Source organism: Fibrella aquatilis (assembly GCF_017353255.1).
GTDB classification, from domain to species: Bacteria; Bacteroidota; Bacteroidia; order Cytophagales; family Spirosomataceae; genus Fibrella; species Fibrella aquatilis.
The window spans coordinates 42,646-68,447 of the sequence record NZ_JAFMYU010000009.1 but is presented as its reverse complement, the minus strand read 5'-3'; the positions used below and the strand labels follow the sequence as shown (position 1 = coordinate 68,447).

Below are 25,802 nucleotides of genomic sequence, written 5' to 3'. Positions count from 1 at the left end.
TACTCCTCTGGAGTATATTATTTTGTATTTTTGACTACTTACATAAAATGTTTTTCCTTTATGATTCGACCAGATGGAGAAGTCGGTTCATCGCACTCTGTTGGTTTGTCTCGCCCAAGCCGTAGAAAAGAACAGCTCCGTTTACTAACCGCACCCCGTCCCAACGTCCCAGACTATCCCGGTAAATAACAGCATAGCCAGCTAGCTCACCCAGTTCCGTACGAATCTCGGCAAGAACGTTCTCGATATCATTCGTTACACTTTTGTTGCCCAGATCGAGGTCTGTGATAACAATGATGTTGCCTTCAACCGTATACGTATAATCAGCGTGGAGTGTCTGGTAGCGAATCATCTGCTGCATATTTAAGTTGATCTTTCTATGTCGGTGTAAGCATTACACCTCGGCTGGCCCCTCCCACTTTGATCCATTGTAGTACTCGTCCAAAGCCAGCATTTTCATGGCATCCTGTTCGGCCACCGGACGTGCCCGAAATTGTTCCGGCTCATCAACTCCCTCTGCGATGACAATACTGACGACGTCACCCACGCTGTCGCGCACTTCGTAAACAGAAACCGATTCCTGACGAACAAAGACAAATTGAACGTCGTCGTTATCGCCTCCCGGCAAAGTTTGATCACCTCCTTTTTTAGCTGGATCTTTCATATTAATAGCTATATAGTTGACTAGTCAAATATACAACTATACGAGTAAAGATGGTGCGTAATGGCTTTAAAATTAAGGTTTGAGCTTTTGCTGTAGGACATGAACGGGTGCGGGTTTCACCGTACCTGGGACTGTTTGATCTCCTTCATTAGCCTGCTTGTTCTCCGCTGGCGTTGGGTCCGTATCCACTACTGTTGCCTTCTGGTCAGTGGCCATCGGTGTACCCGGCGTTAAATTGAACCGCGTTTCCATAGTCCGGCAAAAGCGCCCGACTTCCCGATAATTGAAACTTGTTTGGGCCGTATTCAGTCCCTCCAAATCAATCCGGCTGGCGATGATGTGAAAATGGTCGTGTTGCCGGTCTCGATGCCGGAAGGCCACCATTGGGTTGTTTTCCATCCCGAATGTCTGGGCGAAGGATTGACAGATCCGAATCAGCACGTCGGCAGAGGGACTCTCACCGACGGGGAAGGAAAAACTTTGATGCCAAACCGGCTTTCGGGTACGTTCGTTTAGCTCGGCTACTGATTTCATCGAAGCCGCCAGCGCATGAATATCCAGCCGTTGTTTCGATTCAGTGCGCAGGCTGTTATCCGTCACCTGCGACAGACCCACGTGCTGCGCGTATAGTAGTTCGCCGCGGATTCGAGTCCGGTCGAGGCTGCGGTTGGCTCTGGTTTCGTAATAACAATACTGGATCGCTCCCAGAAAGCTGGAGCCAAAACGAGCTATTTTGCCAATCACTGAATAAGGTCATTTTGGAAGCTTTCGCGTAGGGTTCGTAACTGACTTTTCACCTCAATTGCGTTCGCATCGGTGCTATTCTTCAATTGCTCAATGAGTATTTCAAGCTGCGCTACCGATCCATAACTGGCCATATTGTTGGCACAGAACTGCCGGATTTGCCGGATCACATCACCTACCTCGTACACCAGTTGCCTGATGTCCTGAGCATAGATCGCATCCTGCTCCGCCCGGCCACTGAGATACACCATTGCCGTTGTCAATCGATCCAGCGTTGATAAGGTGGTCGTGACGGTTGGCGGTAATTTCCGAAAGCGGGGCAGGCGATGCAGACCATCCAGGGCACCTGACCGCAGGAGTTGCGACACACTGATGCCTGACTCCCGACTAAGTTCTTTTAGCTTCAGTTGCTCAGCCTCCTTCAGTCGGACAAACACACCCTTCGACCGCCTGTCTAGTCGCTTTTCACGCTCGTTCTTACTAACGGACTTCTCTTCGTTCATCTCGCCCATCCGTATTCTGTATATACAAAAACATAGCTTGCTGCACACCAAAGGGCCAAGTGGAGCCACCAACCCGGTTGATCTGGTTGCCTTCGTTGCTCCGGTTGCATCGGTTGTTACTCACAACCAGGTTGGTCAATACACCCCAGTTAGTTAGGTTGCTCCAGTTGGTTTATGCATTCTACCCAACCGAGTTGCACTGATTGCTTCAGTTGCAAATCTATATTTTATTATCTTTATTTGTTTAAAATATTAAACAAATACCAATCGATGTCCGGTAAGCTTATTACGATTCATACCTCAAAAGGTGGTATGGGGAAGTCTACTTTGACCGTTATTCTGGCTTCGTACCTGGCCTACGTGGCTAATCAACGAGTCATCGTGTTCGACTGCGACCCGCCTCAACACTCCATCGCCGACCTCCGGGAAGAAGAGGAGGCCGGGTTAGCCATGCTGACTCAGGCTTATGAGCACTTAACCGATGCTGAATTAACCACAAAAGCCCAGCCTTACACCAGTACCAACGACCAGGCTGCTTTTGAGCGATACCGGCACAATCGGCAACAGGCTATCCGGGAACACTACCCGATTCACCCCCTCCCCTTCTCGGCCCTGAGCGAACTGGACATGGCGCGGGTCCGGGAAGATTTTGATTACATCTTCCTGGATATGGGTGGTCAATTTAATGCAGGCGTTCTCCGGGCGTTGGCCGAAACGGATGTACTGCTTGTTCCCTTCACTACGCAGCAGGTCGATGTCAACGCGTCCATTCAGTACGTAGGGGCCATTATTGACTATACTACGCGTAGACAGCTACCTGACTATCTAACTATTCGCTGTTTCTGGAATAAATACAAGTTCACCTTCGCCCGACGGGCCGATGCGTTGGAAGCCTACTTTTCCACCCTCTTTCGTAATGATGCCGTTCCCGTCCATTTCCTGAAAACCCGCCTCAACGATGCCGATGCGGGGTTCGACCGGGCCAAGATGCTGACCACCACCTCCTCGCCGGTGGTACTTCCTGCTGGCCGGTACGTTCGGCGGAAGGATGAACAGAAGCCAGCTGAGTGGCGTGAAGCGCAGTATTTACAGGATGTGGTGAGTCTAATTGCGGAGGTGAACGCGCTCTTTCCCGAATTAACTAATCAGCCATTAGGATGAGCCTGGACAAATACCGCCGAACAGCCCCCGCTCCTACCGAATCTGCCCCGTCGCTGGATAACCCAGGTGAATCACTTCGACAAAAGGCGGATCGGTATCATCATTTCGTCGACGCCGATATTCCTAACGCGCCAACACAACCAGTTAACGCACTTGAACCAGCCTCTAAACAGCCAATTCCATCTGACCCGGATAAAACCACTGCTCAGTTGCTAACCACGAAAGGCAATAAATTTAAGTCGAATAAACCGACCCTGCCGCGCCCCAAGGCCGCTTCTCGAAAAGAACCAACTTCTCAATCCGGGGTGAAGATTGTGTTCGTCGATGAGACGATGCGGGATGAATATATTCAACTAGCTGGCTACCTGATGGTGAAGCACCGGATAAAGCTGACGATGACGGCATACTTCTGTTTCCTACACGATCAGGCCGTGGCGCAACAAGCCGACGAAACCTTCCTGAACGCTCTGGCCCAATTCGCTCAACCTCGTTCCTAATCCAATGTTCCTTGTTATCTCAACCAGCACATTCATTGTGTTGGCTACCATCGCCCTGGTAGTCTGGTCTGGCCTTGTCATCTGGTTCACGGGACGCTCCCGGACCAAAAAGAAGACCCGCCCAACGCCGACGGTCATGACGTTTTTCCAGCCGACTGCCGGAAAAATAGCCGTCGACGTACCGATGCCGATGGCCAATTACACCCGAAGTGAACTGATTCCATTGCTTAAAAAAAGCCAACACGCTGCTTCTGAGGCCATTTTAACGCAACAAGCGACACCGCCAGGCGATTCCGTTCCAACGCCGCAGCAGCCCCTGTCTACCGAATTAGATGACCCGACCTTCGCGCCTGCTGAGCCAAACGAGACAGGACAACCAGCCACGGTTGAGTCGTATCAACCAATACCAGATGCATTCGATATACCCGCTTCACCGATTGGCGCAGAAGCCCCCTACCCTACCGGCTTCCGGCTCTTGCTTGACCGCCAGCTCCTGAGGCGGTTACTCAGCGACGATTCAATTTGCCAGGAATTTGAGGAGGCTCGCGCCCTGACCCTCGACCGGCAACGCGATACGGGACGTACCTACGCCAGTCTCTTCCGCGAGGTTATTTCCGATAAGCCCGCCGACGTGCAGGCCATGCTACTTAACCTGCTTGATGACGATGAAGTAGACGATTACGAACGCACCTACCCGGCATTTGCCTAACCCGGCTTTATCCGCCCGATGTGATTTTTTCATTGCCTTTGCCCTTCCCCTTGATTTGTGCGCGGACCGGGCAGGGTCTTTTGGGGGGCAACCGGCCACGCAGTGGTGAGGGCGCGACCCGGAAGATGCTGCCCGCGCGCACCCGGCGGGGATGGCCCGAAGGGTGTTCCCCGCCGGTACCCCTTGATTAATGACGCGCAATGGGTTTACCTGCCTGCTGACCTAGGTATAGAATCAAGTTTTCATAACCTGAGTTATACAAGGGTTCTTGAAAAAGTAATGTTTCGATTATTCCCCTTTAGTTCTTTTTTCCCGCGCCGATACCCGTAAGCATTGGCGCGGGTGACAATTAGGCAACCAACTCAGCAACGTTTGCTTCTGCTGATTCGCCCTCGGTTTCCATCTTCCGCTTCAGGTCGGCTACTTCGGTTTCGAGGCGGTGTAACTCCGCTTCCTGCCGGAAAGGCTGGGCGAGTTTCCGGCCAAATTCCTGCTCGGTGAGCCGGGCGCGTTCCAGGTCGCGGATGAGTTGGGCGGGGGCCTCGTAAACACGGGCAATGGCGGCTTTCAGGGATGAAAACAGCCCGTTAGACGAACCTACCACACCCGACACATTGCGGCCCCAACTGTAGCGGACAACGACTTGACCAGGCAAAAGCTCACCGATCAATTCTTGGGAGCGTTCACCCGTCAGGGTCAGCGTAAGGCCATTTACCTGCATTGTTTTCGGCTGCACGTCGTGGCGTTTCACGGCTCCTTTAACCTGTTCCATAAGATGCTGAACAGCTTCACCCCACTTCTCGGTGTAAGTCGTGCCGTTTACCGTTACGTTCCTCACGGCGTAGGGAATGCCAAAATGCGCTTGTAAGATGGCGGTTTCGTGCTCCAACTCGGCTAGTAATGGGGTGTTGACTTTGATAAATTGCCGGGCGTTTTCTACCTGCCATTGGGCATCCATCAGCCCCCGTTGCCAGTTCTTACGGGCCTGCATCACCCGTGACAAATCAAGCTGTTTCGTGGTGTATAACAGGGCATATTGTGAACCCGACAGCGTCGCCATCATCTGATCGAATGACATGGCGGCGAAGTCATCATCCGCGCTGATATCGGCCATTTGGTCGTCGGCAATATGGCCTTTCAATACCTGATTGATAAACTTCTGTTTGATGGCCAACCGCCCGTAGGCCGTAGCGTCGAGCGTCCGGTCAACGCCGTAGGTCAGCACCTCTACCGGTAAGTCCCAGGCAGCATGTAAGTTGCCCTGCCGAATCAGCCGCCCGTTTCGCTGCTCGAAGTCGGTGGGGCGGTTTGGCGCATCCATATGGTGAACGGCCACTAACCGTTCCTGCACGTTGACGCCCACGCCTGCCCGCTCCGACGTACCCAGCAAAATACGTACCCCACCCGTGCGGACTTTGGCAAACAGGGGTTCGCGCTTATCAGCCTCGGCGGGTACAACTGCCACTTCGATAGCCGGTACGCCCTGTTCAATTAGCTTCGCCCGTATGTCGTCAAATAGGTTAAACCGTCGGGCTGTCCGCTCTTCGCCTGCTTCATCCAGCCATCCACGAACGGACGGGCTTTGGTAATTATCGGCAAAGACCAACTGTGTTCCCCGGTACGTGGCCGATTCCCAATAGATCCGCAATACCTCTGTTACCAGTCGGTTACACTTCGACCCGGCTTCGTCGGGGTTTTCGGCATCCAGCAGCCGTACATCAATTGTCGCTTTGCGGGCCTGCCCGAAACACACTAACGGAATGTGTGAGTTATCGCGCTTCTCGGCTCCGCTTAAGTTCTCAAACCATCGTAACGTGTGCTTGATGCGGTCCAACTCGTCGGCCACACCCTCTGTTTGTGGCAGTACAATCCGGGTATGTTGCCCGTCTTTCAGTATCGGTAACGTAGCATCCCGCTTGAATTCGATTACGTCTTCATTCAGCACCACGTCAACGTAAGCGCGGTACAATTCCGACAACTGCGGCACGTTGACAAACTTGGCGAACCGCTCAACGGCCTTGAAATTACCCGTTGCGGTCAGTTCAAACGACTGAATGACGGTACCAAACGCCCCGGCAAACTGGTCAAACGTAGCCAGCAAGGCTCGGTTTAGCCGGTCGGGTGCAATAAAGCGTAACGTCGTCCAGGCTTCCGCCATCGTATTGCTAATGGGCGTACCCGTTGCCAGCACCACCCGTCCCCGCCGTGCCTGCACTGTGCGGCACTTGAACAACGCGCTCAGCGCATCCTCCGACCCTGCCGTATCAATGCCTTTCACATTTTGGCGGGCCGTGAAGAAGCCAAGCCGTTTGTAGCGGTGCGCTTCGTCCAAAAACAGCGCGTCGATGCCCAACTGGTCAAAGGTCAGCATCTCGTCTTTTTTGCGGTCGGCCTGCCGAATGCGCCGGTTAGCCAACCGTAATTTCAGTTCGTTCAACCGTTTCACGCTCATAGGTTTCTGGCGACCCTGCCGGGCGGCGGCGGCAATGGCATAGGCTACCCGGCCTATTTCTTCCTGAATAAACGCTTCCTCGCTGGCCGGGTCGTCGGGAATGAGTTTGAGGAAACTTTGCGGAATCAGCACCCCGTCAAAATTATTGGTAGCGATGCGCTGCAAAAACCGCTTGCGGTTGCCTGCTTCCAGGTCGGCAGGTTGCGGCACGTAAATAATAGCCGATGGATACAGCGTTCGCCACGCACGGGCAAAGTCATTCAGCGTTGAGTTTTGTACCACGATCATAGGCTTGTGCGCTACGCCCAACCGCTTTAATTCCATCGCCGCCGAGATCATAGTAAACGATTTCCCCGACCCCACCGCATGAGCCAATAACGTATTCTGCTCCTTGATCCGCTCCACGCCCCGGAACTGGTGTAACCGTAACTGAATGGCTGGCGATGCGCCCGGATAGTGCGTCAAGGCCGGTTCACGGTAGGTTTTACGCACGTGGCTGTTATACAATTCGTTATAAACCGGCTCAATATCCGCGCTGTGGTGGTCACGCACAAAGTCAATAAATAGCTCATTTAGAGCCTCCTGCGCTTGTACCGCCTGGCTAGTCGCCTCTATGTCTTTGACCGTTCTCTCCTGCCCTTCCGCATCAACTATAGTTTTAGTAATCACGACGGTACGTTGTTGTAAAGCAGCTTCGATCAGTTGCATGGCCGTTCGGCGTGACGTACCCAACGAGCGGTTTTGCACCGATGAAACGTTGCCCATGCCATCCAACTCATACTGCCCTACCCGACCATTATACCGAACCGTTACGCAATTGGTCTGTAAAGTCTGCTCGATGAATGCGTCGATGATCTGCGCCGGAATCCAGGCCGACCCCAACCGAAACGTAATGAGCGGGGCGGGTATAGTCGCGGGTAAAACGGCAGTTAACGCCCGCACATTTACGGCATACTCGGCATACGTTTGGGCGGCGTTGGTAGCCTCGGCCAGCTTTTTCCGCACGTTACCAGATAGGTAGGTATCCCGGTCATCTAACTGGCCCGAAACCGGATTTGGGTAGGCCATTTCTGCGGCTATTAATTCGCGTTTTACATCAGCCACGGGCTTTTGCAGCCAACGGCCTATCTGCTCTAAACTGACCCGTCCCGTTAAGGCAATCGACAACCGCAGGGCATCGGCCAACGTCTCGACCCGTTCCGGGGTATGGGTGGCGGGGTGTACGCGTTGCCGGAATATATCGGCTTTGGTAATCGTGTGGCCTTTATCCATTCGACTAACAATCTCTAACGCCTGAACGGTGGCAAACTGCGGGTCATAGTCCTCCAAAAACGCAACGGCCCGGTTTCGGTTGAGCGTACCGAAATAGCGCGTAAATAACCCGTAGGTCTGGTTTAGGGCAAACCGCAATTCGTTGGTAAGGGCCTCTCCCCTATCAGCCTGTTCTGCTATTCTTAGGTCGGCAAACGCCTTTTTTACTCGTTCATATTGGGCAATGATGAGCGGTTGGCTATAGCGTTTGCCTTTAATCGTTACCGATTCGCTAAAGTGGGCTGAACCACTTTCCAACCTCGTTGGCGCTGTTTGGGGGCCACTGCTGTTATAAATGGCGGTTGGTAACTGAGCAATGGCATTAGTCAGAAGCTGGGGCAACTGGTCGGGATTTTGTTGGTATAGCGTCGGCTGGTCGGCCCGGTACAATCCGCCTTTGCCTACCTCGTCAGCAAAGTGCATATCGCCGAGCATCATGGCGAGCCGAGCGTGGTAATACTCATTCACAGCCAACGTTCTGACAGACTCTAATTCATTGCCTTTCGCGTCGTGTGTTTCGGCCCGGACCGTCATTGTCCGTTCAAACGGATGGGCAGCAACAGAACGCCCCGCACCTGTCCGCTTCTGTAGAAACAGTATGTCGGTGGTAACAACGGTTCCGGCGTTGGCCTCAAACGCGTTGGATGGTAACCGGATGGCCCCTAACAGATCGGCGTTGGCTTCATTGGTTAGGAAGTGCCGAAACTCTGTACCCGCTGCGTCGAGCGTACCCGCCGACGTGATCAGCGCAACCAAGCCGCCCGGCTTCACCAACTGCACCGCCCGCCCGATGAAGTAATTATGAATTGGGAACGTGGTTAGCTCTGGGTGCTGCCGGTCATAAACGGAGTAACTGCCAAACGGTACATTCCCAATGACTAAATCAAAACTGGCAGCCTCAAAGTGGGTTTGCTCCAGTCCGCAAACGTAGGTCTCAACGTCGGGGTAAAGCTGTTGGATCACCTGCCCCGACAGGCTATCTTTTTCAACCGCTACCCACGCCGACCGTTCGCGGAGTGCCGGGGGCATCATCCCGATAAAATAGCCGATTCCTGCGGCGGGTTCCAGGATGCGCCCACCCGTAAAGCCGAACTGTTCAACGGCCTGCCACATAGCCGCTATGACTTCGGGAGTTGTGTAAAATGCGTTTAGGGTTGAGGCTTCGGCGGCGGCTTGCTCGGCGGGGGTTAGCAGGTCGGCCAACCGTTGCCGGGTATGTCCGTACTGGCTCCCCCATCGCTTTACCAATTCGTCAATGAATACGGTGGCATTTGTTTGGCTATCCTGCCAGGCTCTATATTCATCCGCTTTCCAGATGGCCGACAGACCGCCCCAGCCTGTGTACTGGGCTAGTAGCCGTTGCTCGTCGGGTGTCGCTGGGCGGTTCTGCTGCTGAATCGCTTTCAGCGTATCAATGGCGGCAAGGTTGGCCCGCAATTTGGCGGCATTGCCAACGGGTATACAGGCTGCATCCGGGCAGAAGCTATGTAGCCGCTCAACCGGGCTTTTGTCCGTGCCTTCGCCCGTTACAGCTTCTGTTTGGTGCGAAATAGGCGGTTGCGGGTTGGTACGGGTTGGTGGGATAATGCCGGGCTGACCAAACAGCACAACTTGATTGGCAATTAGGATAACAGGCCGGGGAGAGGCCGGGCGGGTACGTGGTGTAGGGTAACGGGTCATAGATAGCTGACTAGTTTAACACTATAAAGATAGCCAAATATTCAGCTATTTATATAGTCAACTTGCTATCTATCAGGCTTTTACGACCCGCTTGATTTATGTGGCTTTCACCCTACCCCTTTGATTTAATCGGCACTATAACAACTCAATTTCGTCCGCATATACCCTAAAAATGAGATCATGGTTTGTGGCTGATACAAATCGGAATGACTGTTTGACCCCTCTCACTGGGTGTTTTTCGTTTTCTGTTTTTACCCACCCTTCCTTCCCTACCAGCAATAGTGGCCCAAGCTCGACAATCAGTCTGGCTCGCTGGTAGCCATCGCCGGGCGGGGTAAGTAGCGCAGTAGTCATATAGCTATATAGAAAACTTACGGGATAGATTACCCCTTGATTAGCAGAGTAGCTAAATAGTTATCTATTCAGCTACTCTGCTTGTAAATTAGCAGGCTACTAAACTAGTGACCAAACTGACTTGCGATGTGTGCAACTCGCTCAGTTGCATCATGCTGTCACCCGCATACTCATGTGACCAGGACGAGGGACGAAACGAAGAACGGGCAATCATGGATAATAACCGATTATACCGTTCGCGCCCTTGCTGAATAAACTCTTGGCCGATAGCATCGGCGGTCGGCTCAAAGTAAAACACCTGAAATGGGGCCGTTTTTTGAACGCCTAACAGCACAAACCGTTTAGCCGCTAATCCATCTAAGTAGAAAGCTGCCTGTCGGTCATACTGATATGCCTCGCAGCACTCCAGAAACTGTCGGTACGTGCGGGCGCGGGTCGTTTTGATGTCGATGACCAGGCCGTGGCGAAGCGTTAGGTCCGTTTGGCATTTGCAGAGTAAGCCCGTAGCCGGGTGCCGAAACAGATGGGGCTGTTCTTTTTGTCCCCATTGCAACGCCCAGCGTCCGAATCGGGTGGTCCGAACGGCAGCGGCCATTTTTTGTAGTCGCTCCCGATCAATGTCGGAAGGGATTGGTCGGCCACAGCGTGGTTCAAGGACAAGCTGATGGAACGCCGATCCTTCGGCAAAAGCAGCTACGGGTAGTTTGTTAGGCTGTGCGGTTAAGAACCGCTCAAATTCGGTCAGGTCAGAATTGGCATACGCTGGGTACGACCGGTAATTGGCTGGTTGGAATAGCATGATAGTGAACTAACTGGTTAGCTAATTTTAAACTTATTTCTCTAGTCAGATAGTTAACTAGCTGGCTAGAGAAATAAAAGACTACACAACTAGGGTAGTGGCTTCCTGCCCGATAGCTGTAGAAACGTCTTGTTCGCCAGCAGGCAACGCGATAACGTCAGTGGTCGGTAGCGCGAACGTCTCGGAAAAGCTCAGGTAATTGGCTGTCTGCTTGAGCGTATCACGGCGGTAGATCGGGTAATCAGCGGCGTATTCGGCTAACTCCTGCACCTTTTCAGCAGGGGCAGGGCCGAAGGTGAACCGGCCAATAAACCACGATTTTGTCGGGTCGGTCTTGCTGGTCAATTTTTCTGGGCGGACCGTGAGCACCACATGACAAAGCGACTTGGGTTCGGCACCTTCGTACAAGAGCTTTTTGAAAACGCCCCGCAACTCCGCGAGGGTTGTACCGTTGAACATGATGCTTGACACGCAGTTCAGCGCATCGACAAAAAACAGTTCGGCCCACGGTTCGCGGTTTCGGTTGAACAGGCCATCTTCAAAAACCCGGAAGACAAACGGCTGAAAAGAAAACTCCCGGACAGGCTTGCCGTTGCTGTCAAGTACAAGCGTGTCCCCGTCGATATTGAACTGCCCGGTTTGCGAGTTATAGCGGTACTGTTTTGGCTCGCCTTCGATGTAGCGGTAGCGGTTGGCAATGACAACTTCGCCCTGAGTGTTGACTGTTTCGTGCTGGTACGATTTCATAATTGATTAAGAAAAATAAGTGAGTTAGTGCCTGGGTTCATCCGGCCAAGCGTCTCCGGTTTCAACAGCACAAAGATAGCTATATAGCTGAATAGTTAGCTATCTTTGTATTGATAGTCAGGACTTTACGCCCGCTTCTGGTTAATGGAGGCAGTTTGTGGATACCCCTTGATTGCCTTATTGCCGCTTAGGATTAATACGACCGGGCATAATTTGGGCTTCACGAACTGACTGCTCAAACTCCTGACTGGTCAACTCCTCCAGTTCATAAATCAATAAAACGGGTTCATCATCATACTCATTGTAGTCGGTTCCCATCCGCAACCACATCCCCCAGTCGGGAACCTGCATGTGTGACACCGTGCCCACGACCTGCTCCGGGTCAGTGCGATCTTTGTATAGTTGAGCGTATTTTGTGATTAGCTGCGGCAACTGTTTCAGAAAGGCAGCCTGCACGTCAATGGGCAGCCGGTTGAACGTCAGTCGGGCTTCGTCCGACCAAAGCAGTTCGAAAGGAGGGTTCATAAACAGAGGCGTTAATTGACGCCTAAACTACGACTGGTAGTTCAGAATTGCCTATTGCTTCACCGCCTTCAGCAACGCGCGTTCCCGCTGTTTCAGCAGGTATTGCTGGTGGCGCGCCTCGACAATATTTTCCAGACGGGTTAGCTCCTGCTTAAAATCCGGCGAAGCGTAAAGCGTATCTGCGCCTTGTAGCCACCGGCAAAGTAGGGGAGACCCCTCCACAGAAGCTTTGGCCGTTGCGTAGCGATGTTGCCAGTAGCCGGGCGCAAACGCGTCGCGTTCCTGTCGCAGGTGCAGTAATCCATATAGTAGGCCGCCGACCAGCAAACCTGACAGCACCATACCAGCAGTTAACCAGCGAACCAGCAGGAGCAGGAGCCGACCAGGGTGTTCGACCTTGACAACCTTCGGAACGATCTTATCTAAATGCGCCTCCACTGCGGGCGTTAGTTTGGTGGGCAATTGAGGAAGCCAGTCGGCCAACAGGTGAGACAGTTCATCCCGATGTTGCTGGCCAGCTTCGTGCACCGCCTCGCTGATCGCGCCAATCAAGTGGGGATCAAACAACGGGGGGTGACCAGCCGACTGCGGTTTGGCATTGGGTAACGGCGGAGAAACCTCAGCACCGGACTTAGACCAGTAGGGATTAGTTGGATAAGCGTCGGCGGGCGAGGTAGGTGCCTGACGGACCGGGCCAACCTGATCCAGTTCAGCGTGGGTAGGGGAGGGGGTATCTTTCATAGGGAAAAGACCCCGCCGTCTGTCTGACGGCGGGGGTGGTTAAAGTTTAGTACGGTATGACCGGCCCGTTTCAGCCACGGGTTCCGGCGTTGACTGCTTTACAGATTGTTCCACGTTGGCTTCGCGCTGCGGACGAATGGTAGGCGGGGCACCCACCTTCAGCGGACTGGAATCGGGGAGGGGTTCGCCCTGCCGGTTTTGCAGTACGTCGTTCAAATCTTTCTGCTGCCGGGTCGGGCGCACCACATGGTAGAGCGACTGACCCTGTCGCCCATTGATCTCCTCCGTCAGCATGGTCAGGGCTTTGACCAGCAAGCGGCCATCGTTAGGAAAGTGGATACGGGTACGCGTTACAGCCTGACCCAATTGCCCATCGAGCAGTGTTTCTCGTTGAAACTCCTGCACCTTTTTTTCCTTGTCATTGGCATCGCCGTTGTAGTGAAACTGCTTCGTGAAGCGATTCATCTCGTCGAGGAATTTGCCCAGAAACACCTCGTTTCGTTGCTGTGCCTTGTCTGATCCCCCTGCACCGGGTGTGAGGGGCTGACGCAATTCCAGTTCCAGCTTGTTGACACCCGAATAGAGGTCCTTCTCCAGTTTAGCATCCTTGTGGTGCTGAATCCGTTTGTCCATCTCATCGGCTGAGATCATGGCCCGCTCCCGCGCAAACCGGAACTCGTTGCCCACCTTGCCCACCATATACTCGGACTGCGCCAGCTTGCCCACCTCCTCCTGCAACGGCACACCATACGCTTTGGCGTAGACGAACGCCGGGATCACCGACTGCACCATCTCGACCGCCGCTTTTACGTAATCCTCCGGCATAATTTCTCTGAATCGATCCTGATGGTTAATGGCCAGCTTGTGGCCATCCGACAACGTACCGTCCACGATGTCGAACCGTTTGAGTACGTCGGCAAAGGTTTTCACCTCTGGGTCAAATACGAACTTTGGTCCCAGCACGTTGGCCAGCGGGTTGGGCGGGAGGTTCGGGCCGGAGTAAGCAATCTCTGGTTTGATACGCAGGGCCGGATCAGCCGCCGGGTGCGTGAGGCCGAGGTAATTAATCGCGAAGCGCAACCCCGCATTGTCGCCGTCCTGCGCGATGACGAACTGAGCTTCCGGGTTTCGATCTAACACCTTTTGGATAAAGCCCATTTGCCGACTGCCCGGCTGGCCACCCGTGGCCATGTAGAACCGGCGTTCTCCCTCTACTTCCGGGTTGAGTTGCTTGAACGACAAGGCATCGATGGCCGACTCCGCCACAAGGATGCGCTGCGCGGACACCTCTTTGAACGCACCACGGGCCGATTCGAGGGGCAACTGCACCTGACGCGGCTTCCCTTCTTCCACAAAATTGAACGAAACCGTATCGGCACTGTGCCGGTGCACGGTGCCCGTGGTGCCAACGGGTAATGCGTGCCGCTCGTGCATGGCCAGTGGCATGATCAATTCGTAGAACCGATTGGAATGCCACATAGCCTCACCCCGCTCCCCCGATGGAAACGACTTGAAGCGTTCGTTTCGAATGTCCATCGAGACGAGGTGACCGTCCTGCGCGTACATCGGGAAGGCCGTGTTATGGTGCGTCGTGCCTTTGTCGGAGGTGAAGGAAACGTTCTTGATGCGCCCGTCGAACTCCGGAGAAAACAAGACGTCTTTTTGCAGCGAACGGCCTTCGAGGTAGCGCGTATCGGTCAGGGGCGCAATAGCATAGCGGCCGTGCAGGTCTTTCTCGCGCAGTTTTGTATCGATCAGGCTCTCCTTCACCGACTTGAGTGGAGCCGTGACGGTTTTTTGCAACGTGTAATCTGCCGACGACATGATGCGGTCAACGGCTTTGAATACGTTTCGGTAGATACCGTTTTCAACCCGTTCCAGAAACTTGATCACGTCGCCCCGCCAGCCGCGCTGATCGTTCATATCGACGAACATCTTCTGCCCGTACTTATCACCCGTGTATACGGCCAGCCGTTCCTTAGCCCCTTTTTCTCCCCGTTCGTAGATAAGCCATTCATCGCTCGGCTTCGACTTTTTGGTGTCGAGTTGAAACCCATAATCCTGGAGCACCACTTCCAGATCAAGATCCCGTTTGATAGCCTCGAAGTCCCGAACCAGTTTTTCCGCATGAGGCTTCGGTGACGTAACCGGCTCTGTCGGCTTTTGCGTCGGTTCAGACGGGCCAGATTGCGTATCCGGTTTTACCGCTGGCTGCTGCTTTGATTCAGCTACATTTGGGTTATTACGTTGAGCCGTGGGTAGTTCGATACGGTGGTCATCAGCGTACTTCTCCAGCGTCTGAATGTTCCACGCTTTGTGGTAAGCCGTTGATTCACGCACATTCTGATACAGATCGGGTACGTCGAGCTGCCGGTAGGCCACCGACCCGTCTAGTTTCCCCCGATTGGTAATCAAGGCGGCGCGGTTAGTCTGAGCTCGGGTGAACAACTCACCGAACTCCGTGGCCCCGAACCCGTTGATGGCGGGATACAAGCCCACTTTTTGCGGCCCGTCGCCTAGGGTCAACATCTTCTTAGGCTGAGGGTTGTCAGTCAGGTCGGGGTTCGAGCGCGTCAGAACGCGGGGGCCGTAGACTTCCTTAATGGCGGTGTCGAGCCGCTCAAAATTGGCACGGGTTGGCTCGATCCAGAGCTGCACGTTGCCAATGGCCCTGGCCGGGTCGATGGCATTCATGGCATAGTCGCCAAACGCCAGGTAACGTACCCCTGCTTTGTTGAGGTGGCGCAGAATAGCCAACTGTTCGCGGGTAGCGCGGTTTTGTGCTTTTTGTTTCACGAAAAGGAAGCGTTGGATTAAAGCGGATGAGACAGGTCGCGGTTCAACTCGAAGCCACCGAGGGCAGGCTCCGTCACGCGGTGCAGGTCGCCCGCCAGTTCGGTGAGGTCGTGCTGAAGCTCGGTGAAGGCCAGGAACAGCCACTCGCGTTCGTCGAGCGTGAGAGCATTCCATAAGTCAGGATCATTGACCGAGGCGTTCAGAACGGTGATAGGTGGGTCGCCGGGTTCTTCGCCGTCGCCAATAAACAGGGGTTGAATAGCCTGGTGTATGCGCTCCCGGCCCCATTTTTCTTCCAGGGTTGTCAGATAAAGCATGGTCAGGATTACAGCGTTTGTTTGGGTATCGGTACCAGTTGATCAGTAACGCCCTGACTGTTGACCGCGCCAATCTGCGGTGTTGACTGAGCCGTTGGCGGGGCCAATAGAATCAACGATAGGGTAGGGGGTAGCCCCGCTAATGCTACCTGCTGCCGCACCAGCACCGGACTGATGGTGTGGACCACCTGGTCGTGAATATCCGTCAGGACGGGGTGCCAGATAGTTGGTTCGCTGGCCATTACTTGTGCCGTTGGTAACGAACTGATGGTGGGCGAGAACCGGAATAGTTGCATCAACCGCGCTGACTGCTCCGCGTTTAGCGGCATTGGGGACGGATTACTTTTATTCATTGCTTTAGTTTAATTTTTTATCTAAATTACTTTACTATTTTAAATATTTGACTCTTTTGCCACTATTTTTGCTGTTTATAGAAAAGGACAGCCAGCATGATTATAGTGAAAATAATAGCGAATTGGCTGATACTGAGTGGGCTTATGGGTGGTCTTCTAACGGGAAAGGCAATAGCTCAGAGTAGCAGTAGCACGTACCCAATGGCAGGCTCGGTCAATACCTGGCAACCGCCAGTAGACGAGCCAGACAGCACGGCGGATAGGTGGCGAAGACACATTCAGGCGGTATCGTCTGACGAGGCAGTCAGGCTGTTTGACACGCTGTTTTGGCTGTCGCCGGAATTGGCGCAGTCGATACCCTGTCTTCCTCCGCTGGGCGACTGGTCGGGCAACCGGATCTCGTCGGGATTTGGCTGGCGTAGCCACCCGACCCTACGCACCATCCGGCATCATGATGGCATCGACATAGCCGGCCCGCATCAGTACGTGCGGGCCGCTGCGAACGGGGTGGTGGTGGCCATTGGGAAGTCAGCGAGCTTGGGGCAGTACATCCGGGTAAATCACCTGAACTCCTACACAACCTTGTATGGCCATTTAGCCATGACGCTTGTGCGAGCGGGACAACGGGTGCACATCGGTGAAACGCTGGGCATCACCGGCCGTACCGGACGGGCCACGGGTGTTCATCTGCATTACAGTGTGCTGAAGCAGGACGTACCAGTTGACCCCGCGCGATACCTCACGCTGGCCATTGAATTTGTAAACACGTACCAGCGGCACCTCAACCGCATTACCAATTACCAACCCACTAACACTGCATTACCAGTATGGCAGAAATGACCGCCAAACAACGGGAGGGCCACACCCAGACCGTTGAACTCTTCATTATCGTGGCCGTGGGCCTGCTCCTGCTCCACTGTTTGTGGTTCTGCCACGAACTAACACAAGGAGCTACCTGGCTACGTAGCTATTTATATAGTTTTCTATCTACACTCAATAATCGGATGGGCCTGTTCCGAAACCCGTTTATCAGCAAGGCGTTTGTGCTGCTGTTACTCTTTCTATATGCAGTTGGTTCGAAGGGTAAGATTGACCCGACCATTGGCCAACATCAGGTGCTTCGTTACACATCGGTTGGGCTGCTACTATTTATTGGCTCCATTCCCGTGTTGTACGCAAAGACACTGATCACCCCGCTAGCGGTCGATGTGCTATACATCGGCCTAACCATTGCCGGCACGATGCAGCTTATCAAAGGTGGGCAATACCTCTCGCGGATCCTCTTCATGCGGTCACCCAACGACATTTTCAATGATACCAATGAAGAGTTTCCGCAGAACGAGACGCTGGTGCAGAACGAGTTTTCGATCCATTTCCAGACAACCTACTTCTACAAAGGGCAATGGCGGCGGGGGCTGATCAATGTGGTCAATCCGTTCCGGTCGAACATGGTGCTGGGCTTGCAGGGGTCGGGTAAGTCGTTTGCGGTGCTCATTCAGGCGTTGTGGCAGAGCCTGTTCAAAGGCTACACGGCCTATATCTATGATTTTAAATTCCCGGACCTAACCGAGGAAGCCTACAATGCCTACCGCAAGACGCTGGCCGAAAACACCTACGCCTGGACGCCCGCCGATCAGCTAGCCGAACGTAAGCGCCGACGCGATCCGGTCATCCCCAAGTTCTACGTGCTGAACTTCGACGATATCGAATACTCGCACCGCTGCAACCCCATCGACGCCGACGGCATGACCGACGTGATGGACGCCTATGAAGCGGCCCAAACGGTGATGCTGAACCTGAACCGGACGTGGGCGCAGAAACAGGGTGAGTTTTTCCCCGAATCGGCCATCAATTTCCTGACGTCGGTGCTCTGGTATCTGCGAACTATTACCCTAAAATACCGGGCATTGCTGACTGCGGAATTGGCGAAACCGGAAACCGACCAAAACCCTGATCTGATTGCCGCCTACCAACGGCTGGCCAACTGCTGCACCTTCCCGCACACGCTGGAATTCATCAACCGGCAGTATAACGAGACGTTTGCCCTGATGGAGCAGTACCCGGAGGTCGAAATCTACGTGCGGCCGTTCATCGATGCCCGCGACGGGGGTGCGATGGAGCAATTAGAAGGGCAGATCTCATCGGTGCGGATTCCGATGGCGCGGCTCAGCAGCCCGACGCTGTACTGGGTGATGACGGGCAATGACTTCTCGCTCGACATCAATAACCCCAACGACCCAAAGATTTTGTGCTCCGGCAACAACCCCGACCGCACGGCCATCTACGGCACGGCGTTTTCGCTCTACACCGCCCGGCTCATGAAGCTCGTGAACCGGAAAGGCCGACTCAAATCGGCCCTGTTCTGGGATGAGTTACCGACGATGTTTCTGAAAGGGCTGGATCTGCTGATTGCCACCGCCCGCTCGAACCGGGTGGCCACGTGGCTGGGCATCCAGGATTTTGAGCAACTCACCCGCGACTACGGCGAGAAGGAGGCCAAGGTCATCATGAACCTCGGTGCCAATGTGTTCTCCGGCACGGTGGTCTACGAAACGGCGGAGAAGCTCTCGCGCCGGTTTGGCAAAACCAATCAAGCGAAAGAGTCCATCACGTACTCGAAAAACGACACGACCATCAACGTCTCGCAGCAACTCACGGAGATGATTCCGGCGGCTAAAATCTCCCGGCTCAAACAGGGCGAGTTCGTCGGGCAGTTCATGGACAATTTCGGCGAGGAGCAGGACCTAAAAACCTTCAAGTGCTTCATCGGCGTGGAAACCGAGCAGATGAAAAAGCCCCACAAGCTACCACCCATGCTCGATCTCAACGCCCTCATTCACGACGTGTATGGCATTGACCCCGCCAACCTAACACCCGCCCTCCGCCAGACATACAAAGCCCAGCTCCTCCAGGACAACTACAAACGGGTGAAGGAAGACATTCAAATCTTGGTCGATTTCGAAGTAGCCGATTTTGGAATTGTGTTTAGGGAGAAAAAGATATAGGTTCAGCCTAAAGAGCGTTTAAATTCTAGTAATCCGTTCCCTTTGATGAGTGAGTTGAAAGATTAAGACCAGATCTAGAGTGGCTTTTATTTGCCATATTTTCCCTTATGTGTTTGATAGATGCTGTTAAGGCATTATGTTACGAACATCAATGATCTTATGTAACTCATAAAATCGTTTTTTTACTTTGTTCATAACAACTTGCATAACAGAAATGATTGGTGTTGACCTCTTCTCAGGGGCTGGTGGCATGAGTGTTGGTGCTAGCCAAGCAGGTATTCGTGTATATGCTGCTGTAGAGAACGATCCTCAGGCTGCCCATACTTACCGCGCCAACCATCCCAACGTAATACTTTTCGATGACGACATAAGAAAGTTGGAGCATCTTGACGTACCCAGACATAAACCACTTATTGTCTTTGGCGGACCTCCATGCCAAGGCTTTTCAACTTCTAATCAACGTACACGTTCAGCACAAAACAGTAATAATTGGTTATATGCCGAGTTTTTGCGGGTGGTGCAAATGTTTTCACCCCTTCCCGAGTGGGTTGTTTTCGAGAACGTAAAAGGTTTCACGGAGACAGCAGATGGTCTTTTTCTTCACACTGTCCTTGACCAACTACAATCACTCGGCTATACCGTTTCTTCTCAAGTGCTAAACGCTGCGAACTTCGGCATACCGCAACGACGTAACCGTTTTTTTGCAATTGCCTCCCTGCATGGCCATAGTGTGTACGTACAACAACCATGTACCCCAACTGTAACTGTCGAAGAAGCATTAGCCGATCTACCTCCACTTGAAGTAGGTGCAAGTCTTGATCGATTACCTTATCGTAAGGTAAAACCCTCACTTTATGCACAAACACTAAGAGGAAATCTTAAGGAATGTGTTGGTCACCTAGTATCTCGTAACGCCACTAGTGTAATTAGACGATATGCTCACATTCCACAAGGTGGCAACTGGGAAAATATCCCTGTTGAGTTGATGGACAATTACAAGGACCACTCGCGTTGCCATACCGGTATATATCATAGATTACATGCCCAGCGTCCATCTATCGTAATTGGTAACTACCGTAAAAATATGCTTATCCACCCAACTCAGCATCGAGGTCTATCCGTACGCGAAGCTGCGCGTCTCCAAAGCTTTCCTGATGGTTTTGAGTTCAAGGGAAGTATTGGTTTTCAGCAACAACAGGTGGGAAATGCTGTACCGCCTCTGTTAGCTCGAGCTGTATTTAACGCTATATTAGAGTATAATTAATATAGTCATGCCACGTGTCAAGACACTTGTTACGCGTCTTAAGGAAGCAACTGAGCAACCTGATCAAGCTAACCACTTCCCAGATGTTGCAAATGACAATTACTATCATGCATACACCCAATTTGAATCTTGGTTGAAGCGTAACGTCCATAATAATGTGAATCAGGTGGCCATGATGATCGATGGTGGCTATTTAACTGACCACGGACCAGGGCACATTAAAACTGTTATACAGCGAGCATCAGACCTATTGGGAACTACAGAGCCTTACCCGTTAGGCCCATATGAGATATTCATGCTATTAACAGCCATTCAAGTTCATGATGCTGGACACATTATTGGAGGTCGAACCGGGCACGAACAGAATACTCAACCGCTACTAAAGCATTTAGATGTAGACCGGACAGAACAGGTTTACATCGGACGTATTGCTAGAGCACATGGTGGTAAATTGCCTGATGGAGATAAGGATACTATAGAAAAAGGATTGCCTATTAAAGATACTTTCAATAGTGTATCCTTTCGTCCAAGATTTCTTGCATCTCTCCTTCGATTTGCTGACGAGTTAGCTGATGATCGCACACGGAGCGCGAGATACGTTCATGAGCAAGGTATACTTCCAACTTCAAGTGAAGTATACCATGCGTATGCTGAAGCCCTCTATTCGGTGGATGTTTACTCGGAAAAACAGGAGATTGAGCTTAGTTTTGAACTACCTGCTGCTAAGGTTGACACTCCCAGCACCAAGGGCAAGAAAGACGAGGAAGGGAATGAGATAATAGATAACGTCTATCTACTCGACGAAATATTTAATAGGACATATAAAATGTACCAAGAGTGTGTTTATTGCATGCGTTTTTTTCCGGCAGAGTTACAAATAAAAACTATCACCGTGAAAATCAACGTAGTTGACGACGATACACGGTCTCCAATCCATGAACCTATTGGCTACCAATTAAAAGAGCGAGGTTACCCACAATTTTTGGCAACTACGATTGAGGGTATGTGTGGTCCAGACATCATGTTCGAAGGTACAATCATCAATGGTGCTATTCTAAAGCAACGTATTCAGCGCCGTTTCACAAGTTCTACTCCAACAACATAATGAACATATCTTCAGACCCATTTGCAGTACAAACACCTGAAGATATTTCAGCGGAAGACACTGTTGAATTATTTGTGGATGTATTCGCTGACTTTAAGCGGGTACCCAAGCCAGGCCATACTTTTTTGAATGGCCCTCGCGGTTCAGGAAAAAGTATGATGTTCCGTTTTATGTTGCCTGATTGCCAAGAAATAAAGCAGGAAAAGAAACTGCGCGAACACGACTACTATGCTATTTATGTACCAATCAAGCAAACTAGCCTTAATATAGTTGATCTTGAACGTATACAAAGACATGCGAACCTGCTTCTTAACGAGCATCTGCTTGTAACATATATAGCTACTCGAACTTTTAACAGTCTGTCCAAAATTGTTAACTCTGATTTTTATAGTAGTCCAGAAGTAAACCAAGAAACGGTAAATTTTTACAATTTTTTTATACAGAAGGTACGGGAGAGCGGCTATGATAAAGTGATAGATTCCTTGCCTGACGATGCATCAGCTAGTAAAATATTTGAGGAGATAGAGAATATTTGTTTTCGCTTAAAAAATGATGTTGACAGGTACGTAAGAAGTATTTCCTTCAGCGAGGAACCCCTGCGCTACAATGATTCTATTTGCGTATATTTAGATTTTCTATATCCGTTACTAGATCGATTACGGCAGCTTTCATTTATGCCGACAGGACCGATTTTTCTTTTAATTGACGACGCTGACAATTTGAGTACTACTCAGACTCTTATACTGAATACATGGGTGTCTTATCGTACAAGCGCACGTGTAAGTCTTAAAATTTCTACGCAATTAAACTATTTGACATTCCGAACCTCAAGTGGAATCACTATAGACTCTCCACACGACTTCAATGAGGTAAATATTGCTACGCTGTACACATCCCAGAAAGACCATTATCGGGACCGCATGTGTGCTATTGTAGAAAAGCGTCTAAGTAATTCAGGTTTTGACATCTCCGCTTATGAATTCTTCCCTGCTGACAAGGTGCAGACAGGCAAGATTGACGCTATATACGATAAAATAAAATCAGGAGAAATATCCACGCCTGATGCGTACCGCGCAACAGATAAAAGCTATAGATATGCGGCCTCTGAATATCTTAAGAGTTTGGGTGGGCCAAGCAAGTCAAGAATGACTTTCCTTTACGCTGGGTTTCGAGATATGGCAGATATATCATCTGGTATAATCCGGCATTTTTTGGAACTAGCTTCCCGTATGTATAGTGCCGAGAGGGCAGCTCTTGAAAAGGCAGCTAAGATAAAAGCTCACGAAAGTGAGCAGGTGTTAAGTATAAACCCTTCTACCCAAAGTAGAATAATAAGAAATTATTCAGAAGAGTACTTACACGAAGATTTGGACAAGTTGGTAAGTGATGATTCCACCAGCACAGGCACTGCTCTTAAGTTGCGTAACTTAATAAATTCGATGGGAGGCATGTTCGAGGTTATTCTCTTCTCTGAATCTTCTACGCGCCGAGTGATCTCAATCGCTCTGACTCACAATCCTGAACCAGATATCCAAGAAGTGCTTAAACTTGGAGTCCGTTACGGCTATCTTCAGGAAAGCACTCTAAGTAACCGTGAAGGTACTGGCCGTACTAGACGTTACACATTAAGTAGACGTCTTGCTCCATCTTTTAATTTAATCGCTGAGAGTTTTGCAGGTGACAAATTTATTACTAATTCAGACTTAAGAGCAGCAATGAAAGACTACAAAAGCTTTGTAGCAAAATTCAAGACAAAATGGTTGAGCGAGGATAAACTTCGCAAAGAAAACGGACAACAAACACTCTTCAAAGACGATGAAAATAACTAATGTTAAAAAGGTTAAACTATCTGATTTAACCTCATTTTATCAAGAAAATATTGATTTGTTTATATGTTGTGTCAGCTTCGAGAGCAGGTGTTTATCAGTTGCTGAAGCTATAACACAAACTAGCATCAGTAACTCATTAGTATGCTATAGCGAAAATTCGGTTGGATTGGGGTCCAAGTTCGTAACTAACAAGTCTGTGTTATTTAAACAGTTTGAAAATTCAGTTGTAGAGGTACCGATGAAATTAAGTGATCCGATATTCACTGCCAACAGTTTTGTCAATTCTTTTAACAAACTTGACGTAAAAGGCATTCGAACTTGTGTGATTGATATTACCACTTTTACGCATGAGGCGCTTTTAATACTAATTCGAGTATTGACTATATTTTTTCATAATTCAGAATGTAAGATTACATTTATATATGCTGCTGCGAAGGAATATTCTGTTGGTGACTCTCAGGCTACTAAGTGGCTTACAGAAGGAGTAGGAGATGTACGTTCGATATTAGGTTACGCGGGGAATATGAATCCAGCTAAAGCTATACATCTTGTCATCTTACTTGGATTTGAAGAGGAACGTGCTAGGAAACTTATCGATATCTTCGAACCATCTAAAGTCTCGTTCGGGATTGGCAAGAAATCTACCTCTGTTAATGAAACACATTATAAAGTAAACAAATTTAATTTTAGAAACTTAACTATTCGTAGGGAGGAAGTTAACCAATTTTCTTTTTCTTGTACAGATCCTGACGAAACTCATAAAAATTTAAAACAATATTTATCTAAGTACAGAGAATTCAACACAATTATTGCAACGCTTAATACTAAGCTGTCAACTCTTGGAGTATTTTTATACTGTCTTGAATTCCCTGAAACTCAAATCTGTTATGCTGCTGCAAATAAATATAACATAAGAGGATATTCATCCGCTGATGATTTTTGTTACATATACACTCCCAATATTTTATCCAGTTTTCATGTGTCTCAATAAATTTGGATTAATTCTTAAGTAATTGTTCTTTCTAATTAGCGTAAATTTTACTTACCCCTTCATTCACTTCTGACTGCCATTCAAGGCAGTCAGGTTACTCTACAGAATGTATTGCGAGGCGATGGCGTGGAATGCCTTTTCGTCGAGAGCGTAGCGGGCGGGTAGGGTCAGTCCGGTGTTGCCGTTGAACAGAGCGTGGTTCACGCCGTTGTACAACAGCCAGGCGTTGGGGCGGGTGCCTAACAGGCATTCCTCGGTGGCCATACGCTCCAGAGCGGCCTCGACCAATTTTTGTGAAATACCCACCTTCCGTACCAGTTTAGCGGCTTCCTCCCGGTTGGTAACTGCCGTGTCCTGCATCAGGTTAAACACGTCGTGCGTGGGGCTGGGGCACTCTTTGGCATACGGCATGAAGTCGCGGAGGAAGTTGACCAGAAACGCCTGGAACTGCTTCAGGTTGATGCCCCGGTGGGTAAAGATGTGCTGGTAAGCCCGTTCTGTTTCGGCGCTCTCATACACCCATTCCAGACCCTTTACTTTCGCCTTGTCGGGGGTTGTCCCCGTCGCCAGCCAGTTAAGATACTGGTCGAGGCTGACGAACTCGTCGGCCCAGCCCATCATGCCGTTTGAACAAATTTGGCGGTAGTAGGCCACCCGTACCTTTTGCTGCCGTACCCGCTTCATCTCCGTCCCCTGAATGGTAAACTGTGATTTGCCCGTATACGAATTGGTAAACGTCAATTGCCGCTGAATCACGTCGTTTGGCCCAACCGTCGTTTCATCAGGCAGGATCACGTTAATGTTGTATTCACCGTTCCGGCTGTAGCGGATATGCACCGGCTGTTCTACGCCGGCTACCTCCGTCACGGCATCGCGGATCACCGAATTAGGCACCAGCGAGTAGCCCGCCGACTGCACGGCGAAGATTTGCCGTTCCTCGTCGGGCATGGTGCCGACAATAAAGTTTTGCCGGTCGGTGGGAATCATCCGGTACGGGCTATCAAGTACCGAACGAACGGGTTCAGAGTTAACGGGAAAGCAAATCGTATCCCATGATTCGGTAGTCAATAAGTGGTTGTTAACGTTGGCCTTACGCATGGCTATCAGTATGATTGGGGTTAAAATCCGGCCTGTCTCTCAGGCCGTTTACTGATATAAAAATAGCCAATTCAATAAAACATAACTAATTGTAAATCAACGATCTATAACTTTATAACCCACTGTTTTAGGGCATATTTTGGCCATACCCCTTCGT

At 50.9% G+C, this 25,802-nt stretch carries 22 protein-coding genes; 9 read left to right on the top strand and 13 right to left on the bottom strand.

Going from position 1 to position 25,802, the window contains the following annotated elements:
• Positions 1–58: 58 nt before the first annotated feature.
• From J2I48_RS12950 to J2I48_RS12935, 4 genes are all read right to left on the bottom strand, one after another.
• On the bottom strand, positions 59–361 hold the full coding sequence (locus tag J2I48_RS12950) for a hypothetical protein (protein WP_207335878.1): 303 nt from the start codon (positions 359–361) through the stop codon (positions 59–61).
• A 33-nt stretch (positions 362–394) separates the two neighbouring features.
• Positions 395–664 (bottom strand): hypothetical protein, encoded by a 270-nt coding sequence (locus J2I48_RS12945; RefSeq protein WP_207335877.1) that lies wholly within the window; start codon positions 662–664, stop codon positions 395–397.
• 72 nt (positions 665–736) lie between these two features.
• On the bottom strand, positions 737–1,408 hold the full coding sequence (locus tag J2I48_RS12940; RefSeq protein ID WP_207335876.1) for a relaxase/mobilization nuclease domain-containing protein: 672 nt from the start codon (positions 1,406–1,408) through the stop codon (positions 737–739).
• Positions 1,405–1,911, bottom strand: coding sequence for a hypothetical protein (locus tag J2I48_RS12935; protein ID WP_207335875.1), 507 nt, complete (start codon positions 1,909–1,911; stop codon positions 1,405–1,407). Before J2I48_RS12935 ends, J2I48_RS12940 begins: the two co-directional genes overlap by 4 nt.
• Before the next feature lie 270 nt (positions 1,912–2,181).
• Here J2I48_RS12935 and J2I48_RS12930 point away from each other — a divergent pair, with 270 nt between their 5' ends.
• The 3 genes from J2I48_RS12930 to J2I48_RS12920 are packed head-to-tail and all read left to right on the top strand — an operon-like array spanning position 2,182 to position 4,278.
• A complete protein-coding gene (locus tag J2I48_RS12930; RefSeq protein WP_207335874.1) occupies positions 2,182–3,072 on the top strand; it encodes a ParA family protein in 891 nt (296 codons plus the stop codon).
• On the top strand, positions 3,069–3,569 hold the full coding sequence (locus J2I48_RS12925) for a hypothetical protein (protein WP_207335873.1): 501 nt from the start codon (positions 3,069–3,071) through the stop codon (positions 3,567–3,569). The genes J2I48_RS12930 and J2I48_RS12925 overlap by 4 nt, the downstream gene beginning before the upstream one ends.
• A 4-nt stretch (positions 3,570–3,573) precedes the next feature.
• Positions 3,574–4,278 carry a hypothetical protein gene (locus tag J2I48_RS12920; protein ID WP_207335872.1) on the top strand — a complete coding sequence of 235 codons (705 nt, stop codon included), beginning with the start codon at positions 3,574–3,576 and terminating at the stop codon, positions 4,276–4,278.
• Positions 4,279–4,627: 349 nt separating this feature from the next.
• Here J2I48_RS12920 and J2I48_RS12915 read toward each other — a convergent pair whose 3' ends face one another.
• From J2I48_RS12915 to J2I48_RS12880, 8 genes are all read right to left on the bottom strand, one after another.
• Entirely contained in the window at positions 4,628–9,721 is a 5,094-nt protein-coding gene (locus J2I48_RS12915) for a helicase-like domain-containing protein (RefSeq protein ID WP_207335871.1), read from the bottom strand.
• 442 nt (positions 9,722–10,163) lie between these two features.
• Positions 10,164–10,874 carry a PD-(D/E)XK nuclease-like domain-containing protein gene (locus J2I48_RS12910; RefSeq protein WP_207335870.1) on the bottom strand — a complete coding sequence of 237 codons (711 nt, stop codon included), beginning with the start codon at positions 10,872–10,874 and terminating at the stop codon, positions 10,164–10,166.
• An 81-nt stretch (positions 10,875–10,955) separates the two neighbouring features.
• Complete coding sequence (locus J2I48_RS12905; protein ID WP_207335869.1) at positions 10,956–11,621, bottom strand: hypothetical protein; 666 nt, start codon at positions 11,619–11,621, stop codon at positions 10,956–10,958.
• Between the two features lie 177 nt (positions 11,622–11,798).
• Positions 11,799–12,146 (bottom strand): hypothetical protein, encoded by a 348-nt coding sequence (locus tag J2I48_RS12900; RefSeq protein ID WP_207335868.1) that lies wholly within the window; start codon positions 12,144–12,146, stop codon positions 11,799–11,801.
• Positions 12,147–12,197: 51 nt separating this feature from the next.
• Positions 12,198–12,887 (bottom strand): hypothetical protein, encoded by a 690-nt coding sequence (locus tag J2I48_RS12895; RefSeq protein ID WP_229376207.1) that lies wholly within the window; start codon positions 12,885–12,887, stop codon positions 12,198–12,200.
• Positions 12,888–12,926: 39 nt separating this feature from the next.
• Positions 12,927–15,683 carry a toprim domain-containing protein gene (locus tag J2I48_RS12890; RefSeq protein WP_207335867.1) on the bottom strand — a complete coding sequence of 919 codons (2,757 nt, stop codon included), beginning with the start codon at positions 15,681–15,683 and terminating at the stop codon, positions 12,927–12,929.
• A gap of 17 nt (positions 15,684–15,700) precedes the next feature.
• On the bottom strand, positions 15,701–16,000 hold the full coding sequence (locus J2I48_RS12885; protein ID WP_207335866.1) for a hypothetical protein: 300 nt from the start codon (positions 15,998–16,000) through the stop codon (positions 15,701–15,703).
• Positions 16,001–16,008: 8 nt separating this feature from the next.
• Positions 16,009–16,329: a hypothetical protein gene (locus J2I48_RS12880; RefSeq protein WP_207335865.1), complete on the bottom strand. Its 321-nt coding sequence runs from the start codon at positions 16,327–16,329 to the stop codon at positions 16,009–16,011.
• Between the two features lie 168 nt (positions 16,330–16,497).
• Here J2I48_RS12880 and J2I48_RS12875 point away from each other — a divergent pair, with 168 nt between their 5' ends.
• The 6 genes from J2I48_RS12875 (at position 16,498) to J2I48_RS12850 (ending at position 24,547) form a co-directional block, all read left to right on the top strand.
• Positions 16,498–17,193 carry a M23 family metallopeptidase gene (locus J2I48_RS12875; protein ID WP_229376205.1) on the top strand — a complete coding sequence of 232 codons (696 nt, stop codon included), beginning with the start codon at positions 16,498–16,500 and terminating at the stop codon, positions 17,191–17,193.
• Positions 17,190–19,358 (top strand): YWFCY domain-containing protein, encoded by a 2,169-nt coding sequence (locus J2I48_RS12870; protein ID WP_229376204.1) that lies wholly within the window; start codon positions 17,190–17,192, stop codon positions 19,356–19,358. Before J2I48_RS12875 ends, J2I48_RS12870 begins: the two co-directional genes overlap by 4 nt.
• 214 nt (positions 19,359–19,572) lie before the next feature.
• The gene (locus J2I48_RS12865; protein WP_207335863.1) at positions 19,573–20,622 is read left to right on the top strand and encodes a DNA cytosine methyltransferase; all 1,050 of its coding nucleotides are present in this window, start codon (positions 19,573–19,575) and stop codon (positions 20,620–20,622) included.
• 7 nt (positions 20,623–20,629) lie between these two features.
• Positions 20,630–21,727: an HD domain-containing protein gene (locus J2I48_RS12860; RefSeq protein WP_207335862.1), complete on the top strand. Its 1,098-nt coding sequence runs from the start codon at positions 20,630–20,632 to the stop codon at positions 21,725–21,727.
• Positions 21,727–23,556, top strand: coding sequence for an ORC-CDC6 family AAA ATPase (locus J2I48_RS12855; protein WP_207335861.1), 1,830 nt, complete (start codon positions 21,727–21,729; stop codon positions 23,554–23,556). Before J2I48_RS12860 ends, J2I48_RS12855 begins: the two co-directional genes overlap by 1 nt.
• Positions 23,543–24,547 carry a hypothetical protein gene (locus J2I48_RS12850; RefSeq protein ID WP_207335860.1) on the top strand — a complete coding sequence of 335 codons (1,005 nt, stop codon included), beginning with the start codon at positions 23,543–23,545 and terminating at the stop codon, positions 24,545–24,547. The genes J2I48_RS12855 and J2I48_RS12850 overlap by 14 nt, the downstream gene beginning before the upstream one ends.
• Positions 24,548–24,646: 99 nt before the next feature.
• On the opposite strand, the gene J2I48_RS12845 is transcribed toward J2I48_RS12850, so the two are convergent.
• The gene (locus J2I48_RS12845; RefSeq protein ID WP_207335859.1) at positions 24,647–25,645 is read right to left on the bottom strand and encodes a hypothetical protein; all 999 of its coding nucleotides are present in this window, start codon (positions 25,643–25,645) and stop codon (positions 24,647–24,649) included.
• Positions 25,646–25,802: the final 157 nt, after the last annotated feature.